We start from the raw sequence: 20,326 nt of genomic DNA, 5'->3' as shown, positions 1-20,326 counted from the left end.
AGATGAGCACTCCCACCTCCTTGAGAGGGTAAGGCTCCCAGTAGACGACTGGGTTGATAGGCCGGATATGGAAGCCCTGTAAGGGGTGGAGTTGACCGGTACTAATAGGCCGAGGGCTTGTCCTCAGTTGCTCGCGTCCACTGTGTTGTTCTGAAACAACGACCCCCATCGCACCGGTGTTTCCGGTCCGCGGGTGGGTGGTGACAGTTTCATAGTGTTTCGGTGGTCATAGCGTGAGGGAAACGCCCGGTTACATTCCGAACCCGGAAGCTAAGCCTCGTAGCGCCGATGGTACTGCAGGGGGGACCCTGTGGGAGAGTAGGACGCCGCCGAACAATTCTTCGAGAGAAGCCCCCTCCCCTTTCCGGGAGGGGGCTTCTCTGCGTTTCCGGGACCGAGGGGGAGAAATGGTCGCAGGACGGCTGAGGGTGGTGGCGGTCCTGGCAGTTCCGGTGGTGGTCGCCACGGGTCTGGGAATCAGGGCGGTCTGCACCGGTGACGTCGCGAAGTACGCGGGCGACGCGCTCTACACCGTCCTCGTGTACACCGTGTGCGTCGCGGCGAACCCGCGGATGCGTCCACGGACGGTGGCCGGGCTCGCCGTGGGGTTCAGCTGGGCGGTGGAGTTCTTCCAGCTCACCGGGCTGTCGGCGGAGTGGTCGGTGCGGAGCGGGCTTGCGCGGCTGGTGCTGGGTTCCACCTTCAACGCTCCCGACCTGCTCTGGTACGTCGTCGGTGCCTGTGCCGGCTGGGCCGTGCACGGTCGGGCGGTACGCGGTCGGGCCGTACGCGGGTGGGCACTGTTCCGCGTCCGCTGACGCGCGCCCGGCGCCCCTGACGGGCCCCACGGCTCCCCCGCAACATCGTGGAATGCGGTGGACACCGGGAGCCGCCGGTGGGCAGGCTCGGCGGGTGCAGAACAGCGACTTCCTGGCGGTGTCACCGCGGACCACCTCGACCTCGGTCCTCCTGGCGGAGGCCGCGCAGCGGCGCGGGATGCCGGTCGAGGTGCTGCCGACCGTGCGCCGGGGGAGTGCGCACTACTACGGCGGTCCGCTGTACGTCGCGGACATGGTGGACGAGTTGGGCCTGGCACTGCTGGAGCCCACCGACGCGTGGCTGACCTCGCTGCCGGAGGCGTGCACCGGGCGCAGGATCAGGGCCTCGACGCTGGCCGAGGCGCGGCGGCTGGTGCGGCCGGCCTTCGTGAAGCCGCCGACCGACAAGGGTTTTCCCGCGGCCGTGTACGCGGACGGCAGCCGTCTCCCGGCACTGCCGGGCCTGCCCGCGGGCACGCCGGTGCAGATCGCCGAGGTGGTGTCCTGGGTGTCGGAGTTCCGGCTCTTCGTCCTGGACGGTGCCGTGGTGACCGGGAGCCGTTACGCGCGCCACGGCCGGCTCGACGTGGCACCTCTCGGGGACTGCTCGGAGGGTGCCGGAGCCGTGGCGTTCGCGGCGGAGCTGTTGGCGGCGCACCGCGACGGGCTGCCGAGCGCCGTCGTGCTGGACGTCGGCCGGCTGACCCGGGCGGACGATCCCACCGGCGCGGAGCGCTGGGCGGTCGTCGAGGCGAACATGCCCTGGTTCAGTCACTCCTACGCGAGCGCGCCGGACCGGGTGCTGGACGTGGTGCTCAGGTCGGCCGGCCCCCGGGACCGCCTGTCCGAGCGCGACCGCGCGTTCTGCCGTCACCTCTGAACGCGCCGGACCTGAACGCGCCGGACCTGAACGGTCCGGGGAGTCCCGGGATCCGCCCGCCGGGCTCCGTCGGAAACCGGCATGCGGAAACCGGTGGGCGGAAGCCGGCAGGCGGTGGGCAGTGGCGGTCGGCCGGTGGGCGCCTTTCAGCGTGCGGCGCGGCGCTCCGCCTTCTCGTTGGCCTCGGCCTCGTCGGCAGCCTCGGCCTCGGCCAGGGTGGGGGCGGTCCCGCCGAGGTGGCTGGGGAGCCACCAGGAGTCCTCGGGGCCGGCCGGGGTGCCCGGGTAGTCGCGCTGGGCGCGGTCGAGCATCTCCGTCATGGCGGCGCGCAGGCGGCGGGTGACCATGACGGGCTTGTCCTGCGGGGTGAGCTCGATGGGCTCGCCGATCATGATGGTGACCGGCACGTGGCGCTTGGTGAGGGTCTTCGGGCGGCCCTTGGTCCAGAGCTGCTGGGTGCCCCAGAGGATCACGGGCAGCAGCGGGGTGCCGGACTCGGCGGCCATGCGGGCGGCGCCGGTCTTGAACTTCTTCAGCGTGAAGGAGCGGCTGATGGTGGCCTCGGGGAAGACGCCGACGATCTCGCCGTCGCGCAGGGCCCCGACAGCGGCCTCGTAGGCGGGCTGGCCGTCGGCGCGGTCGACCGGGATGTGCTTCATGCCGCGCATCAGCGGGCCGGAGATGCGGTGCTTGAAGACGTCGTCCTTGGCCATGAACCGGGTGAGGCGGCGGCCGCCGCGCCAGGGGCCGAGGCCGGCGAAGATGAAGTCGAGGTAGCTGATGTGGTTGCTGACCAGGACGGCGCCGCCGGTGGCGGGCACGTGCTCCGCGCCGATGATCGAGATCCGCACGTCGAGGGCCTTGAACGCGGTCAATGCGGTGCGGATCACCGGCGGGTACACGAACTCAGCCACGGTCAGCCCTACTTGTCGTCGGGCCTGCTGCCCGGTCCGGCGGTACCCGGACTCGCGGGACCGGCCGGGAAGGGCGCGGCACGCCGCGACGGCCACGGGTGTTTCAGCCCGATGATCCCCCGAAGATGTGCCCGCTGTCACGCCGCGGGTCGGGCGGGGTCCGATTCGGCGGCGAGTTCTACGTCACGTGAGACCTGCATCTCACCGCCGGGACGGCCGCTCGTCGCGGGGTGTCCGTGGGCGACCACGCCGAGTCGTGGGCCCGGGCGCCGACGGGCGCCCCGCCGGACGCTCCGTCGGGGCGTACGGGGCGCCCGGGGCGTACGGGGCCGCCGAGGCGGGCCGTCCGTCCGGAGGGGGCCGTCAGGCCCCGGCGCCGAGCCGGGCGCCGCCGCGGCGCAGGAGCAGGTAGGCCTCGCAGCCGAGGCAGTAGCCGAACGCCGCGTTGAGGAAGGCCGCGGCGAGCGCCAGGGCGGTGGCGGTCAGGCCGAGCCAGTCCGCTCCGGCGAGGTAGCCGACGGTGCCGGTGAGGGCGAAGGCGAGGCCGACGCCCTGGGCGAAGCGCGGCGGCCGTTCGTCCTCGAGTTCGCGCGGCGGTGCGAGCCGCGGCCGGACGAGCGTGCGGTAGATCAGCCCGTACGGGGAGTGCTGCAGGCCGGCGAGGGCGCCGACGGCGAAGACGGCGGCCTGGACGGCGAGCAGCGCGCCGCTGCCGGTGACGAGGACGGCCGCCAGGACGACGGAGGTGAGGGATGCGGCGAAGCGGGGGCCGCGCGGGTCGACGAGGGCTGCGTTGGCGGACGGCACGGGGACTCCTGGGCGCTCGGTGGCTGGGCCGGCGTCGGCCGGCGGGTCGCTGGGGTGAGGGCGGGGTGTGTCAGCGACAGCGCGAGGCGGTGGCCCGGCACAGGTCGACGACGCGGCGGCTGGTGAGCCGGGGCGGTCGGCGGTGCGCGGAGTCCATGCGGCGATGGTAGGCGCCGCGGGGCGGCCGGTCGAGCCCCGGGGGAGGTGCAGCACACTGGGGGGATGACCGGGTTGGTGGTGTGTGTCGTGGTGCTGGTGCTGGCGAGTGCCTTCGGGCTGCTGCGGGCGCGCCGGGACGGGAGGCTGCGGGTGCGGGCGAAGGACGAGGCGGTGCGGCTGTCGGCGGCGGAGCTGGGCGGTGTGCTGGGGGAGCGCGCGACGCTGGTGCAGTTCTCCACGGCGTTCTGCCAGCCGTGCCGGGCGACCCGGCGGGTGCTGGCCGAGGTGTCGGGGATGGTGGACGGCGTGGCGCACGTGGAGCTCGACGCGGAGGCGGAGCTGGAGCTGGTGCGACGCCTGGACATCCTCCGCACGCCGACCGTGCTGGTGCTGGATGCCGCCGGCCGGGTGATCCGCCGGGCGTCCGGTCAGCCGCGCCGCGCGGACGTCATCGCGGCGCTGGGGGAGGCGGTCTGAGGACCGTTCCGAGGGGTGGCACGGGTTCGTCGGTCACGGTGGGTGTTGTCAAGACCTTCAATCTCACAGCGGATCTGCCGCCAGGTCAGGTGGTAGGGACCGCCGCCTGGGGCAGGATGGGCGCAGACGGTAGTGCAGCCGTCCCGGACGGCCCGCTCCGACAGGAGGCGCGCCGGTGCCGGGGGTGCTCGGCCGGGGCCTCGCGGCGCTAAGCTACCGGCCAGTAGTGACGGCTAAGCTACTGGCGAGTATGCTGCCAGGAAGTTCCGGACGGGCGCAGGAAAGACGCGGCCCGCGTGGGCTCCGGAGCACATGTTCCGCCCATCTGCACAGCCGCAGCCGCCGGACAGGACCAGTACAGGAGACAGGCCGTGAGCTTGAGGATCGTTGTCTGTGTGAAGTACGTGCCCGACGCGACCGGTGACCGTCGCTTCGCGGACGACACCACCACCGACCGGGAGGGCGTGGACGGCCTTCTCTCGGAGCTGGACGAGTACGGCGTGGAGCAGGCGCTCCGCATCGCCGAGGCTTCCGGCGACGCCGAGGTCACCGTGCTGACCGTCGGCCCGGACGACGCCAAGGACGCGCTGCGCAAGGCCCTGTCCATGGGCGCCGACAAGGCCGTCCACGTGAACGACGACGACATCCACGGCACCGACGTGATCGGCACCTCCGCGATCGTCGCCAAGGCCCTCGAGAAGACCGGCTACGACCTGGTCGTCTGCGGCATGGCCTCCACCGACGGCACCATGGGCGTGCTGCCGGCCCTGCTCGCCGAGCGCCTGGGCCTGCCGCAGCTCACCCTGCTCTCCGAGGTGTCGGTCGAGGGCGGCGTGGTCAAGGGCCGCCGCGACGGCGACACCGCGACCGAGCAGGTCGAGGCCGCGCTGCCCGCCGTCGTGTCGGTCACCGACCAGTCCGGCGAGGCCCGCTACCCGTCCTTCAAGGGCATCATGGCCGCGAAGAAGAAGCCGGTCACCGCGCTCGACCTGGACGACCTGGGCATCGACGCGGACGAGGTCGGCCTCGGCGGCTCCTGGACCAAGGTCGAGGACGTCACCGCCCGCCCGGCCCGCACCGCCGGCACCGTCGTCAAGGACGAGGGCGAGGGCGGCAAGCAGCTCGCCGCGTACCTCGCCGAGCAGAAGTTCATCTGACCCGCCGTCCGCGCATCCAACGATCGATCAGGAGCAAGAATCATGGCTGAGATCCTGGTTCTCGTGGACCACGCCGACGGTGTGGTCCGCAAGCCGGCCCTCGAACTGCTGACCCTGGCCCGCCGCATCGGCGAGCCCTCGGCGGTCGTCCTGGGCGCCGGCTCCGCCGCCGCCGACATCGCCGCCAAGGTCGCCGAGTACGGCGCGGTCAAGGTGTACGTCGCCGACGGCGCCGAGTTCGCCGACCAGCTCGTCGTGCCCAAGGTCGATGCGCTCGCGCAGATCGCCAAGGCCGGCGACGCCGCCGCGGTGCTCGTCACCTCCTCCGGCGAGGGCAAGGAGGTCGCCGCCCGCGTGGCGCTGCGCCTGGGCTCCGGCATCATCACCGACGCCGTCGACCTGGAGGCCGGTGCCTCCGGCCCGGTCGCCACCCAGTCGGTGTTCGCCGCCTCGTTCCAGGTGAAGTCGACCGTCACCACCGGCGCCCCGGTCATCACCGTGAAGCCGAACTCCACCGGTCCCGAGGCCGCCCCGGCCGCCGGCGCGGTGGAGAACGTCACGGTGGAGTTCACCGGCAACGCCGCCAAGGTGACCGCCCGCACCCCGCGCGTCTCCTCCGGCCGCCCCGAGCTGACCGAGGCCGCCATCGTGGTCTCCGGCGGCCGCGGCGTCGGTGCCGCCGACGGCTTCGGTGTCGTCGAGGAGCTCGCGGACGCGCTCGGCGCGGCCGTCGGCGCCTCGCGTGCCGCCGTCGACGCCGGCTGGTACCCGCACACCAACCAGGTCGGCCAGACCGGCAAGCAGGTCTCCCCGCAGCTGTACGTCGCCGCGGGCATCTCCGGCGCCATCCAGCACCGGGCCGGCATGCAGACCTCGAAGACCATCGTGGCCATCAACAAGGACGCCGAGGCCCCGATCTTCGAGCTCGTCGACTACGGCGTCGTCGGTGACCTGTTCGCCGTGCTGCCGCAGCTCACCGCCGAGGTCAAGGCCCGCAAGGGCTGATCCCCGCTCCGCTCGGAAGGGCGCGGCTCCCGGACCACCGGGGCCGCGCCCTTCGGCGTTCCCCGCCCGCCCGTCCGGTCCACCGCCTGGTCCGCCCGGTCTGCCCGCCCGGTCCGCCCGGTCCGCCCGTCCGGTCCGCCGGTCGCCGCCCGGTGACGCGTAGAGTCCCTGGCCATGGGACTGCTGACGGCACTTGAGGGCGAGTACGGCGACCGCGGCGACGCGGTGGTGGTCGACGGGCGGGCGATGTCACGGGAGGCGCTGCTCGGCGCGGCGGGTGCCGTCGCCGAACGGGTGGCGGGGGCCGGCGCGCTGGCCGTGCTGGCGAAGCCCGTCGCGGAGACCGTCGTGGCCGTGGTGGGCGGACTGCTGGCCGGCGTGCCCGTGGTGCCGCTGCCGCCCGACTCCGGACCCAAGGAGCGCGCGCACATCCTCCGCGACTCCGGCGCCCGGCTCCTGGCCGTGCCCGCCGACGATCCGGCGGGCGATCCGGCCCGACGGCCGGACGGGCTGCCGGACGGCGTCGAACTCCTGCCGGTCGCCGCGGAGGCCCGGCCCGGCGCGGCCTTCACCGGGCCGGAACCGGAGCCGGGGCGGACCGCCTTCGTGCTCTACACCTCGGGCACCACCGGCGCACCGAAGGGGGCGGTGATCCCCCGGTCCGCCGTCGCCGCCGGCCTCGACGCGCTCGCCACGGCCTGGCAGTGGGACGCCGAGGACACCCTCGTGCACGGCCTGCCGCTCTTCCACGTGCACGGACTCGTGCTCGGCGTGCTCGGAGCGCTGCGCACCGGCAGCCGTCTGGTGCACACCGGGCGGCCCACGCCGGGGGCGTACGCCGGCGCGCAGGGCAGTCTGTACTTCGGCGTGCCGACGGTCTGGGGCCGGGTCGCGGGCGACCCGACGGCGGCGCGGGCACTCGCCGGGGCCCGGCTGCTGGTCTCCGGCAGCGCACCCCTGCCGGTGCCGGTCTTCGGACGGCTCGCGGAGCTCACCGGACACGCCCCGATCGAGCGGTACGGCATGACCGAGTCGCTGATCACCGTCTCCACCCGGGCCGACGGCGAACGCCGGCCCGGCAGCGTCGGACTGCCGCTCGACGGCGTGCGCACCCGGCTCGTGGCGGAGGACGGCAGCCCCGTGCCCCGGGACGGCGAGAGCGTCGGCGAACTGCAGGTCGCCGGCCCGACGCTGTTCACCGGCTACCTCGACCGCCCGGACGCCTCCGCCGAGGCGTGGACGGCCGACGGCTGGTTCCGGACCGGCGACGTCGCCGTGATCGGCGCGGACGGCTTCCACCGCATCGTCGGCCGCGCCTCCGTCGACCTCATCAAGAGCGGCGGCTACAAGATCGGCGCGGGCGAGGTCGAGGCCGCGCTGCGCGACCACCCCGCGGTCGCCGACGCCGCCGTGGTCGGCGCCCCGGACGACGACCTCGGCCAGACCGTGGTGGCGTACGTCGTCGCCGACGGCCCGGTGACGGGCGAGCAGCTGACCGCGTTCGTGGCCGAGCGGCTCTCCGTGCACAAGCGGCCCCGGCGGGTCGTCCTGGTCGACGACCTGCCCCGCAACGCGATGGGCAAGGTGCTGAAGAAGCAGCTGCCGGGGCTCGGCGGGGCCTGACCGGCGCCGCGGACCGGCCGGTCCGGGCCGCGGCCGGGCCGCGTCGGGGTGCGTCCGGCCGCGGTCGTCCCGCGGTCGTCCCGCGGTCGGGGTGCGGTCGGCGCCTGCGCCCGGCATGTGCCGGGTGGCCGGTCGGCGACGGTCGCGCGCCGTCCGAGGTATGGGAACGCCGTCCGTGCGGGTACCACCGGGATGGCGCGGGGCCGCGGGTCGGTTCCCCGCCGTCCGGTGCGTCGGGCACCGGGGTGCTCCGAGGGCAGGGGATGCTCTGTGATCGTCTGGGTCAATGGCACGTTCGGCGCGGGGAAGACGAGCGCGTGCCGGGAACTGGTGGAGCTCCTCCCCGGAAGCCTGCTCTTCGACCCCGAACTCGTCGGCGCGGGACTCTGCCGGATGCTGCCCGCGGACCGGCTCACGCCCGTCACCGACTTCCAGGACCTGCCGTCCTGGCGGCGGCTGGTGCCCGAGGTCGCGGCCGCCCTGCTGGCGGAGGTGCCGGGGCCGCTGGTGGTGCCGATGACGCTGCTGCGCGAGGACTACCGGGACGAGATCTTCGGGGGCCTGGCCTCCCGCGGCCTGGCCGTGCACCACTTGGTCCTGGATCCGGAAGAAACGATTCTGCTTGAACGTATAGCGGCCCGCGAGGAGTATCCCGGCGACGACGCCCGCAACGACCGCGTCCGCCGCTGGTGCCTCGACCACCTCCCCGCCTACCGCACCGCCCGGCGGTGGCTGCACCGCGACGCCCAACTCGTCGACACCACCGGCCTCGACCCCCGGCAGACCGCCCGGCACCTCGCCCGCCTCGTCGACGAGGGCACCGCCCGCTGCCCCATCGTGCAGAGCCCCGACGCCACCGGCGACACCGTCGCCGCCGCCGTCCTCCTCTTCGACGAGCACGACCGCGTCCTCCTCGTCGACCCCGTCTACAAACCCGCCTGGGAGTTTCCCGGCGGAGTCGTCGAACGTGGCGAGGCACCCACCGACGCGGCACTCCGCGAGACCGCCGAGGAACTCGGCCTGCACCTGGAGGCCCCCGCCCTGCGCCTGCTCGCCGTCGACTGGGAGCCCCGCACCGGTCCCCGCCGCGGCGGCCTGCGACTCGTCTACGACGGCGGCCGCCTCGACCCCCGCGATCAGCAGCAACTGTGCCTGCAGGCCGACGAACTGCGCAGCTGGCGCTTCGTCACCCTCGACGAGGCCGCCGACCTGCTCCCCGCCGCCCGGCTGCGCCGCCTCGCCGCAGCCCTCGACGCCCGCGAACGCGGCGAACTCCGCTACCTGGAGGCCGGACTGCCCGCCGCCCTCGGGGCCGCGAAGGCGGGCTGACCGCCGGCCACCGGGAACTCCGCCCCACGGCACCGAGTCGGAGCACTGTCGGACGGGCGTCGGACGGGCGTCGGACGGGCGTCGGACGGGCGTCGGACGGGCGGTGGCAGGGCGGTGGCAGGGGAGGTGCACGGTGGGGCAGCCGGAGGACGGACACGGCGGGACGGTACGGGCCACGCCGTTGCCCGCCGGGCTCGCGCCGGTCGTTGACCTGGCCGGGACCGCCGGGCCCGGCACCTGCTGGCTGCTGCTCACCGAGGACGGCCGGCTCACCCGCTGGGAGAGCGACACCGGCACGCACCGGGTGCTCGCCACGAGCTCCGTCGCCGTGCCCGCCGACGCCGAGCCGTGGGACGGGCACGTGCCCCGGCTGCACCTCCACGCCTCGGCGGACGGGCGGTTCGCCGCGGTGGTGGTCGACCACGGCTCCGCCGGAGAGGTGTTCGACCTCGCGACCGGTGCCCGCACGATGGTGCTGGACGGCGGCGCGTACCTCCCGGGGACGGTGCCGTTCGCACTGGCGTTCGCCGAGCACGAGGGGCGGACGGTGCTCGTCCACCGGACCGACTGGAACCGCCTCGACGCCGCCGACCCCGCCACCGGCCGGTCGCTGACCGTGCGTACGACCGGCCCGGACGCCGAGGGGCGGCCCGCTGCGCACGACCTCGACTACTTCCACGGCGCCCTGCACGTCAGCCCGGGCGGCGACCGGATCGCCGACGACGGCTGGATCTGGCACCCGGTGGGATCCTGCGAGATCTGGAGCCTGCCCGCATGGCTGGGCGGCAACCCGTACGAGTCGGAGGACGGTCCGACGCGGGTCTCCACCGGCTGCACCGACCACCACTGGAACCGGCCGATGGCCTGGCTGGACGACCGGCTGCTCGCCGTCGGCGGGCTCGGCGACGACGACCGGGCGATGACACCCGGTGCCCGCATCCACGACGCCGCCCGCCGGGGCCCCGACGGGCTCACCACCGAGGTGCTCGCCTTCGCCGGGCCGGACGGGGCGTTCTTCGCCCACGCCGGGCTGCTGTACTCCGCCGGCCCGGGCGGGCTGGAGATCTGGAACCCGGCGGACGGCGCGCGGCTCGGCACCGTGCCCGGTTTCCGGCCGACGCACCTGCACCGGGCGGCCGGCGAGTTCGCCCGGGTCGAGGGCGACCGCCTGCTGCGGTGGCGGCCCGGGCCGCCGGACGGGGCGTAGCCGGCCACCAGGCGTGCGGGGCGGCGGCAGGGGCAGGATGGGCGCATGCCGTTCACGCTGAGCCATGCCGCCGCCGTCCTCCCGGCGCTCGGCCGGCCGTGGTGCCGGCCGTGGACGGCCGTCGGACTGGTGGCCGGCAGCATGGCACCGGACGTGCCGTTCTTCGCCGACTCCCTGCTGCCCGGGGTCTACCGGCACGGCGCGGCCACGCACCGGTGGTGGGCCGTGCCGACCGTCGACGTCGTGATCGCCGCCGGGACGGCCGCCGTCTGGCAGGGGCTGCTGCGCGCGCCGCTGACCGGTCTGCTGCCCGCGCGCCTCGCCGCCGCGGCCGGGCCCGGGCCCGGGTCAGGGTTCGGGTTCGGTGCGGGGTCCGCTGCGGGGTTCGGCGGGTCGGTCGCCGGTCTCGCCGCCGGCGCGGCGGTCGGTGCCGCCACCCACGTCGTGTGGGACTCCTTCACCCACCCCGGGCGGGCCGGGGTGCGGGCCGTGCCGGCGCTGTCCCGGCCGTGGGTGGCCGGGGTGCCGGGCTGCACGGTGCTGCAGTACGGCACGTCGCTGATCGGTCTGGCCGCCCTCGCGGCGGCGGCCGGGCGTGCGGCCGGGCGTGTGGCTGGACGGGCGGACTCGGGCGCCGGGGTGGGTGTGCGCACGGGAGCGGATGCGGACGCGGGTGCGGATGCGGGTGCGGCCGGGCGTGCGGTGCGGACCGGCGACGGTGCCCTGCCGACGGGGCGGCCCGGGCCCACCGCCCGGCGGGCGGTGACGGCGGGGCTGGCGCTGTGCACGGCGGCAGGGGCCGTCCACCGGCTGCGCCGGCGCGAGCGCGGAGTGGTCGCCGAGCTCTGCTTCGGCGCCGGGGCGGGACTCGCCGTGGGGGCGGTCGGCTACGCCGTGGCCGTGAGGGCGGTGGCCGGCCGTCGGGCGGGGTGCGGCCCGGAGGGCGGGGCACGATCCCGCGGACGCGCCCTGCCAGGGGAGTGACGGCGTACGGCTGCCGGGCCGTCAGGGCCCGTGGTCCAGGGTGCGGGGCCGATTTGCCGGGCGGCACGACGCGGAGGGTGTCATCCCTGGTCGCGGCGGTGGGCGGCGGGTCTAGGATGAACGATCGTGACTGACTCCGGTAGCTCTCTCGACCAGAACTCCGACGAGCACGCGGCCACCGAGCACGCTGCCACCGGCCCCGTGGCCGCCGACCAGGAGGCCACCGACCGCGAGGCCGCCGGGCCCGACCCGCTCGCCGGCGTCTGGGACGTGGTCGTGGTCGGTGCCGGCCCGGCCGGCTCGTCCGCCGCGTACGCCGCCGCGACGCAGGGGCGCCGGGTGCTGCTGCTCGACAAGGCCGAGCACCCCCGCTACAAGACCTGCGGCGGCGGCATCATCGGCCCCTCCCGGGACACCCTGCCCGCCGACTTCAAACTGCCCCTCCAGGACCGCATCCACGCGGTGACGTTCGCCCTCGGCGGGCGGTTCACCCGCACCCGCCGCTCGAAGCGGATGCTGTTCGGCCTCGTCAACCGCGACGAGTTCGACCTGCGCCTGGTGCAGTCCGCCGAGCAGGCGGGCGCCGTGCTGGTCACCGGCGTGACCGCGACCGGCGTCGAACAGGCGGGCGGCGACAGCCGTACGGCGTTCGTCACCACCGCGGACGGGCGGCGGATCGAAGCCCGCGCGGTGGTCGGCGCGGACGGCTCCGCCAGCCGGATCGGCCGGCACGTCGGCGTGACCTTCGACCAGATCGACCTCGGCCTGGAGGCGGAGATCCCGGTGCCGGAGGAGGTCTCGCGCGCCTGGGCGGGCCGGATCCACCTCGACTGGGGTCCGCTGCCCGGCTCGTACGGCTGGGTCTTCCCGAAGACCGACTCGGGCACGCTGACGGTCGGCGTGATCTCGGCCCGCGGTGACGGCGAGCGCACCAAGCAGTACCTCGCCGACTACATCCGGCAGCTGGGGCTCTCGGGCTTCGAACCGTCCATCGAGTCGGGACACCTGACGCGCTGCCGCGCCGAGGACTCGCCGCTCTCCCGCGGCCGGGTGCTGGTCGCCGGCGACGCCGCCGGACTCCTTGAGCCGTGGACGCGCGAGGGCATCTCGTACGCGCTGCGCTCGGGCCGGCTGGCCGGCGAGTGGGCGGCGAAGGTCGCCGAGGCGGGCGGCGCGGCGGACGTGCGGCGGCAGGCGCTGAACTACGCGTTCGCGGTCAAGGCCGGGCTGGGCGTGGAGATGCGGGCCGGCAAGGTGATGCTGAACGCCTTCGAGCGGCGGCCGCACCTCTTCCACGCCGCCGTGTGCCTGGTCAATCCGGCGTGGCGGGCGTTCGCCCGGGCCACGCAGGGCCACACCACCTTCGCCCAGGTGATGCGGGAGCACCGGGCGGCGCGCAGGCTGGCCGCGATCGCCGCACGCTGAGCCGCCGGACGCACACGGGCCCCGGAGCGCGGATGCGCGCCGGGGTCCGTGCGGTTTCTCCGGGCCGGGATCGTTCCGGGCGGGGTTCTTTCCGGGCCCGAGCATCTCCGTGCCGGAGCACCTCCGTGCTGGGGCACCTCTGTGTCCGAGCATCTCCGTGCTGGGGCACCTCTGTGTCCGAGCATCTCCGTGCCGGAGCAGGCCGGGCCCGGAACGATCCTGGTCCGGCGCTACTTCAGGCCGGAGTCGAGCGCGCCGATGAGGGTGCCGGACGGGGTGTCCCCGGACATCTCCCAGATCATCGCGCCGAGCAGGCCCCGGGACTTCAGGTACTCCGTCTTCCGGCCGATCGACCACGGGTCGTCGAAGGTCCACCACTGCCCGCCCGCGCCGGTGTAGGCGTAGGTGGAGACCGACTGGGTGTCGTGGTGGACGGTCAGGTTCGGGACGCTCGCGAGAAGGTTGGCGTAGCCGCGGGTGCCGGCCTCCTCGGCGAACTGGCCGGGAGCCGCGCCGCCCGCCGCCTGCCACTCGCCCGACGCGCCGCCGTCGGTGACGGCCTGCCAGCCGCGGCCGTAGAACGGGAAGCCGATGGTGAGCTTGCGCGGGTTGACGCCCGCGTCGAGGTAGGCCTGCACGGCGGCGTCCACCGAGAAGTGGAAGCCGTACGGGTCCTGCGTGTCGGCGTAGAGGTTGGCCTGGTGGCCGGCGCGGTTCGGCTCCCACGAGTTGTCGCTGCCCGCGCCGTGGAAGTCGTAGCCCTGCACGTTGGCGATGTCGAGGTACTGGAAGATCTTCGACAGGTCCCAGCCCTGGGCGATCTTGACCGGGTCGGCCGGGGTGAAGGCGGTGAGCAGCCGGTGCGGGCCGCCGAGCGCGTCGAGCTGCGTACGGAACTCGGCGAGCAGTGCGGTCAGGTTGGCCTTGTCGTTCACCGACCAGTGGTTGCCGGCGTGGCCGTCGGGGGAGCCGGGCCACTCCCAGTCGAGGTCGATGCCGTCGAAGATCCCGGCGGCGGTGCCGGGGCCGCCGGCGCCGTTGGAGAGCGGCAGGTTGCCCTTGATCCAGATGTCGATGCAGGAGGAGACGAGCTTCTTGCGGGAGGCGTCGGTGGCGGCCGCGTCGGAGAAGTACGTGGAGTACGTCCAGCCGCCGAGCGAGACGACGACCTTGAGGTTCGGGTACTTCGCCTTGAGCTTCTTCAGCTGGTTGAGGTTGCCGCGCAGCGGGGCCCAGCCGTCGTCGGCGACGCCGTCGACGGACTGCGCGGCGCTGAACGGCCGGGAGTAGTCGGCGTCCGCGTCGCCCGCGCCGGTGCCCTGGGCCGGGTCCTGCGGGTCGGCGGTGGTGCCCTTGGTGACGCCTGCCAGGCAGGTCAGGTTGACCGGGTCGATGTTCTCGAAGGCGTAGTTGACGACGTCGAGCTTGGCGGCGCTGCCGGAGGTGTCGAGGTTCTTGACGAAGTACTGCCGGCCGTAGATGCCCCACTGGGTGAAGTAGCCGACCCGGGCGTACTTCCCGGGGCCGACGATGTCGGCGGTGCCGGCGGTGAGTGGTGCCGAGGCGGGTGAGGCGTTGTCGGCGGCGTCGCGGGCGCGGACGGTGAAGGTGTAGGTGGTGCTGGGGGAGAGGCCGGTGACGGTCGCCGTGGTGCCGGTGACGGTCTGCGCGAGGGTGCCGCCCCGGTAGACGTCGTAGGCGGCGACCCGCTGGTCGTCGGTGGCGGCCGTCCAGGCGAGGGTGATGCTGCTCGACGTGACCGCGGTGGTGCGCAGGCCGCCCGGTGCGGTCGGCGGCACGGTGTCGGTCGCCGGGTCGACGGTGCGGGCGGTGACCGCGGGGCTGAGGGGGCCGGTGTTGCCCCGGCCGTCCCTGGCGCGCACGGTCAGGGTGTAGGCGGTCGCGGGGGCCAGTCCGGTGAGGGTGGCCGAGGTGGTGGTGGAGCTGCCGAGCACGGTGCTGCCGGAGAGCACGTCGTACGAGGCGACCGGGAAGTCGCCGCCGGCGGCCGCGGGCCAGCTCAGGGCGAGGGTGTGCGCGGTGCTCCCGGTGACCTGCGGGGCGCCGGGTGCGCCGGGCGGCACGTCCGGGGTGCCGTCGCACTTGTCGCCGTTGATCCGGCAGCCCGTCGGGGCGGCGATCGGCCCGGTGGCGACGAACCAGAAGCTGTACGGCTCGGTGGTGGCGTGCGGCTGCACGGTGCCGTTGTAGTAGGCGTTGACGGCGGTGACGTGCCGTCCGGTGACGGTGGCCTGGCCGTTGTAGCTGCTGCCGATCGTCACGCCGGCGGGCAGGTCGAACTCCAGGGTCCAGCCGGTGACGGCGGTGGCGTTGTCGTTGCGGACGACGAGGGTGCCCTTCCACCAGGAGCCGTTGTCGGCGCTGGTGAAGGCGGCGGTGAGGCGGCCCACGGCGTGCGCCGGGGCTGCGGCGAGGAGGGCGATCGGCAGTGCGAGGGCGGCGAGCAGGGCGAGGATCCTGGCCCTGGCCGGTCGGTGCGACCGGACGTACATGGTGGTCTCCCTGTCTGGTGTGGGGGTGCCGTACAGGGGTGCCGGGGAGCCTGCCGGAACTGTAGGTGGACTGGACCATTGCGGTCAACAGGTCCATACCAGAAGGAAATTGACGATCTATCGGACGAGCTGCTCGCCCAGCGGGCTGAGCCCGTACAGCACGACCCGGCCGTGCCGGGCGCGGGTGACCAGCCGGGTCTCCGCGAGCACCGCCAGGTGCTGGCTGACCGCGCCGGGCGTGACCCCGAGCCGCCGCGCGAGCTCGGTGGTGCTGGTGGGCTCGTCGAGCATCGCCAGCAGCCGGGCCTTGGGCGCCCCGATCAGCCGCTCCAGCGCCCGGGGGCCCGGTACGGGCGGGTCGGCCATCGTCGCGCTGCCGCGCACCGGGTAGGTGATCACCGGTGGGCGGTCCTCGCTGATGCTGGTGATCGCGCCGCGGGCGAAGAAGGTCGGCGTGAAGACCAGGCCGCGGCCGTTCACGGCGATGTCGGCGTCGCCGCCGCCCCAGTCCCGGCGGATCGTCAGCACGCCGTCGCTCCACAGCAGGCGGCCGTCGAGGTCGGAGAAGAGGGCCGCCGCGCCGCGCTCGGCGAGGATCCGCGAGCGGTGCACGATGTCGGCGTGCAGCACCGACCGGGCCCGCGGCCACCAGCCCGGTTCGAGGCAGTGCACCCAGTACTCCTCCAGGGCGTCGGCGATGTCCGCCAGCAGCCGGGCCGGGTCGTCGAGCCCGGCGTCGAGCAGCGGCGGCAGCCGCGGGTCGTGCGGCAGGTAGGTCTGCTCCAGCTCGTCCCGCAGCCGCTCCGGCGGGAAGGCCCGCACGGTCTCCAGCTCGGAGCGCAGATCGGGGAAGGGCGTCGTCGGCCGGGGCGTCAGGAAGTCCGGCTGGTAACGGTTGGCCGTCGCCACGAGGCTGCGCAGCAGATCGACGCCGTCGAGGCGTTCGAAGGCCGGCCGGAGCTGCTCGAACGCGGCGGTCTGGTGCACGTACACCCCCGGGTGCGTCCACATCCGCAGACTCAGCGCCACCTCCTGGAGCGGCGAGCACGCGAACGACGCGGACGCCAGATCCTCCAGGCCGAGCCGGAACCGGTGCACGTGATCCCCCATTCGTCAGCCCCAGCCTAAATGAGTTCCGTGCCTGCTCCGGGTACGGTCTGATCGGCGCATGACCACCACCTCCACGGGGGCGTCGACCACGCCCCGGGCTTCGTCACGCCTGCTGCACCCCGATCCCACGGTGCGCCGCCTCGCCGCCGTCACGCTCGTCAACACCCTCGGCAACGGCCTGCTGATGACCCTCGGCGCGCTCTACTTCACCCGCGTGCTCGGCTTCGGCCTCGGCCAGGTGGGCATCGCCCTGACGGCCGCCGGGCTGTGCGGCGTGCTCGTCGGCGTCCCGGCCGGACGCGCCGCCGACCGCTGGGGCACCAAGCCCGCACTGCTCGCCCTCGTCGCGGCGGAGGCCGTCGGCACCGCCTGCTACCCGCTGGTGCACGGCTACACGGCCTTCGTCCTGCTCGCCTGCGCCGTCACCGCCGCCGACCGCGGCTCGGCGACCGTGCGCAACGCGCTGTACGCGGAGGTGCTGCCCGCCGACGGCCGGGTCGCCGGCCGTGCCTACCTGCGGGTCGTCACCAACGTCGGCATCGGCGCGGGCACCGCACTGGCCGCGCTCGCCCTGCAGGCCGACACCCGCCCCGCGTACACCGCGGCGATCCTCGCCGACGCGGTCAGCTTCGCCGTCGTCGGCGTGATGTACGCGGCGCTGCCGACGCCCGGCCGCGCCGCGCACCCGGCGGCCGGCACGGACGGCGGACTCCGCCGCTCGGCCCTGCGCGACCGCCCCTACCTCGCCGTCACCGCGCTCAGCGGCCTGCTCGGCCTGCAGTTCGCGATGATCGAGGTCGGTGTGCCGCTGTGGATCGTCCGCCACACGGAGGCACCGCGCTTCCTCGTCGCCGCCTCCTTCGTCGTCAACACCGTGCTCGTCGTGGCCTTCCAGGTGCGGGCCACCCGCGGCACCGAGGAGCCGGCCGCCGCGGCACGGATCTTCCGGCGCGGCGGCCTGCTCGTCGCCGCCTCCTGCGTGGCCCTGGCGCTCGCCCACGGCCTGCCCGCCTGGCTCGCCGCCGTGGTGCTGCTCGGTGCCGCCGCGCTGCAGGCACTCGGCGAGGTGCTCGGCCAGGCCGCGAGCTGGGCGCTCGGCTACGACCTCGCCGAGGACGGCGCGCACGGCGAGTACCAGGGCGTCTTCAACACCGGCTTCTCGGTCGCGATGATGCTCGGCCCGGTGCTCGTCACGACGGCGGTGATCGGCAACGGCCTGGCCGGCTGGATCGGCCTCGGACTGCTCTTCGCGGCGGCGAGTGCCGCGATGGTGCCCACCGTGGCCTGGGCGCTGCGCCGGTCCGCGGCCCGGACGGCGGCGCGGCCGGCACCGCAGCCGGCGGGGTAGCCGCCCGGCACACCGCGGTGGTGGCCGGGGACGCACGGCCCCGGGCAGGCCCGGTCGACAGCGGGCACGGCCCGCCGTACGCTCCGCCGCGTGACGCACTCCCGTGACGCCGTCGCCTCGGGCGCGGACCTCGCCGCCCTGCTGGCCCGCCTCGCCGCGGCACTCGGGCCGGACGCCCCGGCCGTCGACGACTTCCTGTTGCGCTGGGCGGCCCTCCTCCCCGGCCTGCCGGCCGCTGCGCCGGGCTGGCCGGGACTGGCGGCGCAGGTGCAGGCCGCACTGGCGGCGCCGCCGACCGGGGGCGCCGTGCCCGCGGCGGACGGACCGGCGGACGAGCCGGACGTGTGCGGCCCCGACGACCTCGCCGCCCTGCTGGAGGTCCTGGCCGCCGACTTCGCCCGGCACCGTACGGCGACGGCGACGGCGACGGCGGCCACGACGGAACGGCCGGGTGCGGCGCGGCAGCCCGCCGACAGCTGGGCGCACCACACCCTGCCGGACGTGCTGGAGAGCTGGGCGGCCTGGCTGACGGCCTCACCCGGCCGCCCGCAGCCCCTCGGCCTGCCGCCGGTCGAGCCGGTCACCTGGGCCTCCGTCGCGGTGCAGGTGCTGGCGGCCCGCGGCGGCTTCCGGCGACCGCCCGCGTAGCCGCCGCCCGGCCGCCGGGCAGCCGCCGAGCCGTCACCCGCCGTGCACCGGACGGCCCGGGGCGCACCGCGGGCCGCTGCCGTCCGCTGTCACCTGACGACGGTGCACTCCGGCCGGACGAACGGTGCGTCCGCGGCGGTCAGGAGCCCGGCCGGACCGGCGGCGCGCAGCACCACGTCGAGCACGGCGTCCGGGTCGCAGGCGTAGCCTCCGCTCGCCCAGGCCGGATTGGCCTCGACGACGGCCCACCCGTCGGCCGTCCGGCCGATGTCGACGACCACCGCGCCCGGCAGACCGCTCCCGGCCCCGGTCCTGGTCCTGGTCCTGGTCCTGGCCCCGCCGTCGGTGCAGGCCGCCAGGACGTCGGCCGCGAACGCCCGCGCATCAGGGCCGACGGACGGCGACACCGCGAGCGCGCCGTCGACGGCGTACCGGCTCGCCGCGTGCACGGCACCGTCCAGGACGAACAGCCGGAACTCCTCGGTGAACGCCACGATGTCGCTGACCAGCACCGGGGTGTCGTCGTCCAGCGCGTCCGGGCCGGGCAGGCCGCTGCCGTCCGGGTAGATCCGGGCCGGGAAGAGCTTGTCCACCGGCGGCTTGAGGAAGGCCGGCCGCCGCAGCCGACGGGCCTCGGCGAGCGTCGTGCACTCCACCCGGCGGCCGAGCAGACCGGACGGCAGCGTGGTCAGCCAGTCGGCCGGCGGCTCCAGCGGCGCCACGCCGAGGGCCGCCGACGCGACGTCCGCGAACAGCGGGCCGCCGTACAGGTGCGCCGGGCGCAGGGCCGCCAGCTCGGACGGAACCTCCCAGCGGGTCGCGGTGTGCGCGCGCAGGCCGCGGCGCCGGGCCGCGGTCAGCAGCTGGAGACCGGTCTCGTTGATCCGCGGGGCGAGCAGGAGGAGGGACATGCCGAGCGATGCTGCCGCAGCCGGGCCGGCCCCGGCCAGCGGATTTCCGGCGCGCGCCCGGCCGGACGGGGGTGCTCCGCCCGGCCGGGCGGGGACACACTGGCCGACCGGACGTTCGGCGTGCCAGAGTCCTGTGCGAGCCGTCCGACCCACCCTCAGCCGGAAAGCAGGCCCAGGCGATGACACCCCTCGTCCGCATCACCACCGCCGACGCGGTCACCACCCTCGAACTCGACTCCCCGCACAACCGCAACGCCCTCTCCACCCGCCTGATGGCCGAGCTCGCCGCCGCGCTCACCGAGGCCGCCGCCGACCCGGCCGTGCGGGCCGTGGTGCTCGGCCACACCGGCAAGGTGTTCTGCGCCGGCGCCGACCTCTCCGAGGCGACCGGCAGCGACCCGACGGTCGGCCCGCGCGGCCTCGTCGACATCCAGCGGGCCATCGTCGACTGCCCCAAGCCGGTCATCGCCGCGATCGACGGCCACGCGCGCGCGGGCGGCCTGGGCCTGCTCGGCTCGGCGGACCTCGCCCTGGCCGGGCCCGCCGCGACGTTCGCCTTCACCGAGGTCAGGCTCGGCCTGGCGCCCGCCGTCATCTCGCTGCCGCTGCGCCCCAAGCTCGACCCGCGGTCCGCCTCCCGCTACTACCTGACCGGTGAGACGTTCGGCCCGGCCGAGGCCGCCCGGATCGGACTGGTCACGGAGGCCGTCGAGGACGTCGCCGGTGCACTGAAGTCCCTGCTGGACGCCGTGCGGCTCGGCTCCCCGCAGGGCCTCGCCGAGTCGAAGCGGCTCGCGAACGCGGCGGTGGTGGAGTCGTTCGAACGGGACTCCGACGAGCGGGTCGCCCAGTCGGCCCGGCTGTTCGGATCCGACGAGGCCCAGCAGGGCATGCGGGCCTTCCTGGAGCGCCGCCCGGCCCCCTGGGCGCAGTGACGTCCGCGCCGCGGCGGTGACGCGGGGCCGTCCCGCCGCGGTGACGCGCTGCCGCACCACGGCGGGCGCGGGGCCC

Annotated in this window: 18 protein-coding genes and 2 rRNA genes; 15 read left to right on the top strand and 5 right to left on the bottom strand. The window is 75.1% G+C overall.

What is annotated here, in order from left to right; translation table 11 throughout:
* From SNE206_RS23670 to SNE206_RS23655, 4 genes are all read left to right on the top strand, one after another.
* Positions 1–125 (top strand): 23S ribosomal RNA (locus SNE206_RS23670); the annotation flags it as partial.
* Positions 126–218: 93 nt separating this feature from the next.
* A 5S ribosomal RNA gene (gene rrf, locus SNE206_RS23665) occupies positions 219–335 on the top strand.
* A 72-nt stretch (positions 336–407) separates the two neighbouring features.
* Entirely contained in the window at positions 408–818 is a 411-nt protein-coding gene (locus SNE206_RS23660; RefSeq protein WP_407915493.1) for a DUF2809 domain-containing protein, read from the top strand.
* A 94-nt stretch (positions 819–912) separates the two neighbouring features.
* Positions 913–1,698: an ATP-grasp domain-containing protein gene (locus SNE206_RS23655; protein WP_407915492.1), complete on the top strand. Its 786-nt coding sequence runs from the start codon at positions 913–915 to the stop codon at positions 1,696–1,698.
* Positions 1,699–1,844: 146 nt separating this feature from the next.
* On the opposite strand, the gene SNE206_RS23650 is transcribed toward SNE206_RS23655, so the two are convergent.
* Together SNE206_RS23650 and SNE206_RS23645 are read right to left on the bottom strand one after the other, a co-directional pair.
* A complete protein-coding gene (locus SNE206_RS23650) occupies positions 1,845–2,612 on the bottom strand; it encodes a lysophospholipid acyltransferase family protein (RefSeq protein ID WP_407915491.1) in 768 nt (255 codons plus the stop codon).
* Positions 2,613–2,975: 363 nt separating this feature from the next.
* Complete coding sequence (locus SNE206_RS23645; RefSeq protein ID WP_407915490.1) at positions 2,976–3,419, bottom strand: DUF4395 domain-containing protein; 444 nt, start codon at positions 3,417–3,419, stop codon at positions 2,976–2,978.
* A gap of 222 nt (positions 3,420–3,641) precedes the next feature.
* Here SNE206_RS23645 and SNE206_RS23640 point away from each other — a divergent pair, with 222 nt between their 5' ends.
* The 8 genes from SNE206_RS23640 (at position 3,642) to SNE206_RS23605 (ending at position 12,785) form a co-directional block, all read left to right on the top strand.
* Positions 3,642–4,055, top strand: coding sequence for a thioredoxin family protein (locus SNE206_RS23640; protein WP_407915489.1), 414 nt, complete (start codon positions 3,642–3,644; stop codon positions 4,053–4,055).
* Positions 4,056–4,450: 395 nt separating this feature from the next.
* On the top strand, positions 4,451–5,212 hold the full coding sequence (locus SNE206_RS23635; protein WP_407915498.1) for an electron transfer flavoprotein subunit beta/FixA family protein: 762 nt from the start codon (positions 4,451–4,453) through the stop codon (positions 5,210–5,212).
* A gap of 42 nt (positions 5,213–5,254) precedes the next feature.
* On the top strand, positions 5,255–6,217 hold the full coding sequence (locus SNE206_RS23630; protein WP_407915488.1) for an electron transfer flavoprotein subunit alpha/FixB family protein: 963 nt from the start codon (positions 5,255–5,257) through the stop codon (positions 6,215–6,217).
* 174 nt (positions 6,218–6,391) lie between these two features.
* Positions 6,392–7,840 carry an acyl-CoA synthetase gene (locus SNE206_RS23625; protein ID WP_407915487.1) on the top strand — a complete coding sequence of 483 codons (1,449 nt, stop codon included), beginning with the start codon at positions 6,392–6,394 and terminating at the stop codon, positions 7,838–7,840.
* Positions 7,841–8,110: 270 nt separating this feature from the next.
* The gene (locus SNE206_RS23620) at positions 8,111–9,169 is read left to right on the top strand and encodes an NUDIX domain-containing protein (RefSeq protein ID WP_407915486.1); all 1,059 of its coding nucleotides are present in this window, start codon (positions 8,111–8,113) and stop codon (positions 9,167–9,169) included.
* Between the two features lie 133 nt (positions 9,170–9,302).
* Positions 9,303–10,376 (top strand): hypothetical protein, encoded by a 1,074-nt coding sequence (locus SNE206_RS23615; protein ID WP_407915485.1) that lies wholly within the window; start codon positions 9,303–9,305, stop codon positions 10,374–10,376.
* 45 nt (positions 10,377–10,421) lie between these two features.
* Entirely contained in the window at positions 10,422–11,360 is a 939-nt protein-coding gene (locus SNE206_RS23610) for a DUF4184 family protein (protein ID WP_407915484.1), read from the top strand.
* A gap of 126 nt (positions 11,361–11,486) precedes the next feature.
* A complete protein-coding gene (locus SNE206_RS23605; RefSeq protein ID WP_407915483.1) occupies positions 11,487–12,785 on the top strand; it encodes a geranylgeranyl reductase family protein in 1,299 nt (432 codons plus the stop codon).
* Positions 12,786–13,015: 230 nt separating this feature from the next.
* Here the strand turns inward: SNE206_RS23605 and SNE206_RS23600 are convergent, their stop codons facing one another.
* Both SNE206_RS23600 and SNE206_RS23595 read right to left on the bottom strand, forming a co-directional pair.
* Positions 13,016–15,298: a glycosyl hydrolase family 18 protein gene (locus SNE206_RS23600; RefSeq protein ID WP_407915482.1), complete on the bottom strand. Its 2,283-nt coding sequence runs from the start codon at positions 15,296–15,298 to the stop codon at positions 13,016–13,018.
* Between the two features lie 117 nt (positions 15,299–15,415).
* Positions 15,416–16,408 (bottom strand): winged helix-turn-helix domain-containing protein, encoded by a 993-nt coding sequence (locus SNE206_RS23595; RefSeq protein ID WP_407915481.1) that lies wholly within the window; start codon positions 16,406–16,408, stop codon positions 15,416–15,418.
* A 58-nt stretch (positions 16,409–16,466) separates the two neighbouring features.
* On the opposite strand from SNE206_RS23595, the gene SNE206_RS23590 reads away from it, so the two are divergent.
* On the top strand, positions 16,467–17,756 hold the full coding sequence (locus tag SNE206_RS23590; protein WP_407915480.1) for an MFS transporter: 1,290 nt from the start codon (positions 16,467–16,469) through the stop codon (positions 17,754–17,756).
* Positions 17,757–17,846: 90 nt separating this feature from the next.
* Entirely contained in the window at positions 17,847–18,404 is a 558-nt protein-coding gene (locus tag SNE206_RS23585; RefSeq protein ID WP_407915479.1) for a hypothetical protein, read from the top strand.
* A gap of 89 nt (positions 18,405–18,493) precedes the next feature.
* Here the strand turns inward: SNE206_RS23585 and SNE206_RS23580 are convergent, their stop codons facing one another.
* Entirely contained in the window at positions 18,494–19,315 is an 822-nt protein-coding gene (locus SNE206_RS23580; RefSeq protein WP_407915478.1) for an ATP-grasp domain-containing protein, read from the bottom strand.
* A gap of 179 nt (positions 19,316–19,494) precedes the next feature.
* Between SNE206_RS23580 and SNE206_RS23575 the strand changes: the two genes are divergently transcribed.
* On the top strand, positions 19,495–20,250 hold the full coding sequence (locus tag SNE206_RS23575) for an enoyl-CoA hydratase family protein (RefSeq protein ID WP_407915477.1): 756 nt from the start codon (positions 19,495–19,497) through the stop codon (positions 20,248–20,250).
* Positions 20,251–20,326 lie beyond the last annotated feature (76 nt).

Source organism: Kitasatospora sp. NE20-6 (genome assembly GCF_045862635.1).
Note: the sequence above shows the minus strand (reverse complement) of the source record. Positions and strands in the feature narration are given on the sequence as shown.

Bases quoted from the DNA above. Each gene is read 5' to 3' on its own strand.
- SNE206_RS23595 (WP_407915481.1), bottom strand. From the start codon at position 16,408: ATGGGGGATCACGTGCACCGGTTCCGGCTCGGCCTGGAGGATCTGGCG.
- SNE206_RS23640 (WP_407915489.1), top strand. From the start codon at position 3,642: ATGACCGGGTTGGTGGTGTGTGTCGTGGTGCTGGTGCTGGCGAGTGCC.
- SNE206_RS23610 (WP_407915484.1), top strand. From the start codon at position 10,422: ATGCCGTTCACGCTGAGCCATGCCGCCGCCGTCCTCCCGGCGCTCGGC.
- SNE206_RS23630 (WP_407915488.1), top strand. From the start codon at position 5,255: ATGGCTGAGATCCTGGTTCTCGTGGACCACGCCGACGGTGTGGTCCGC.
- SNE206_RS23600 (WP_407915482.1), bottom strand. From the start codon at position 15,298: ATGTACGTCCGGTCGCACCGACCGGCCAGGGCCAGGATCCTCGCCCTG.
- SNE206_RS23590 (WP_407915480.1), top strand. From the start codon at position 16,467: ATGACCACCACCTCCACGGGGGCGTCGACCACGCCCCGGGCTTCGTCA.
- SNE206_RS23660 (WP_407915493.1), top strand. From the start codon at position 408: ATGGTCGCAGGACGGCTGAGGGTGGTGGCGGTCCTGGCAGTTCCGGTG.
- SNE206_RS23580 (WP_407915478.1), bottom strand. From the start codon at position 19,315: ATGTCCCTCCTCCTGCTCGCCCCGCGGATCAACGAGACCGGTCTCCAG.
- SNE206_RS23625 (WP_407915487.1), top strand. From the start codon at position 6,392: ATGGGACTGCTGACGGCACTTGAGGGCGAGTACGGCGACCGCGGCGAC.
- SNE206_RS23575 (WP_407915477.1), top strand. From the start codon at position 19,495: ATGACACCCCTCGTCCGCATCACCACCGCCGACGCGGTCACCACCCTC.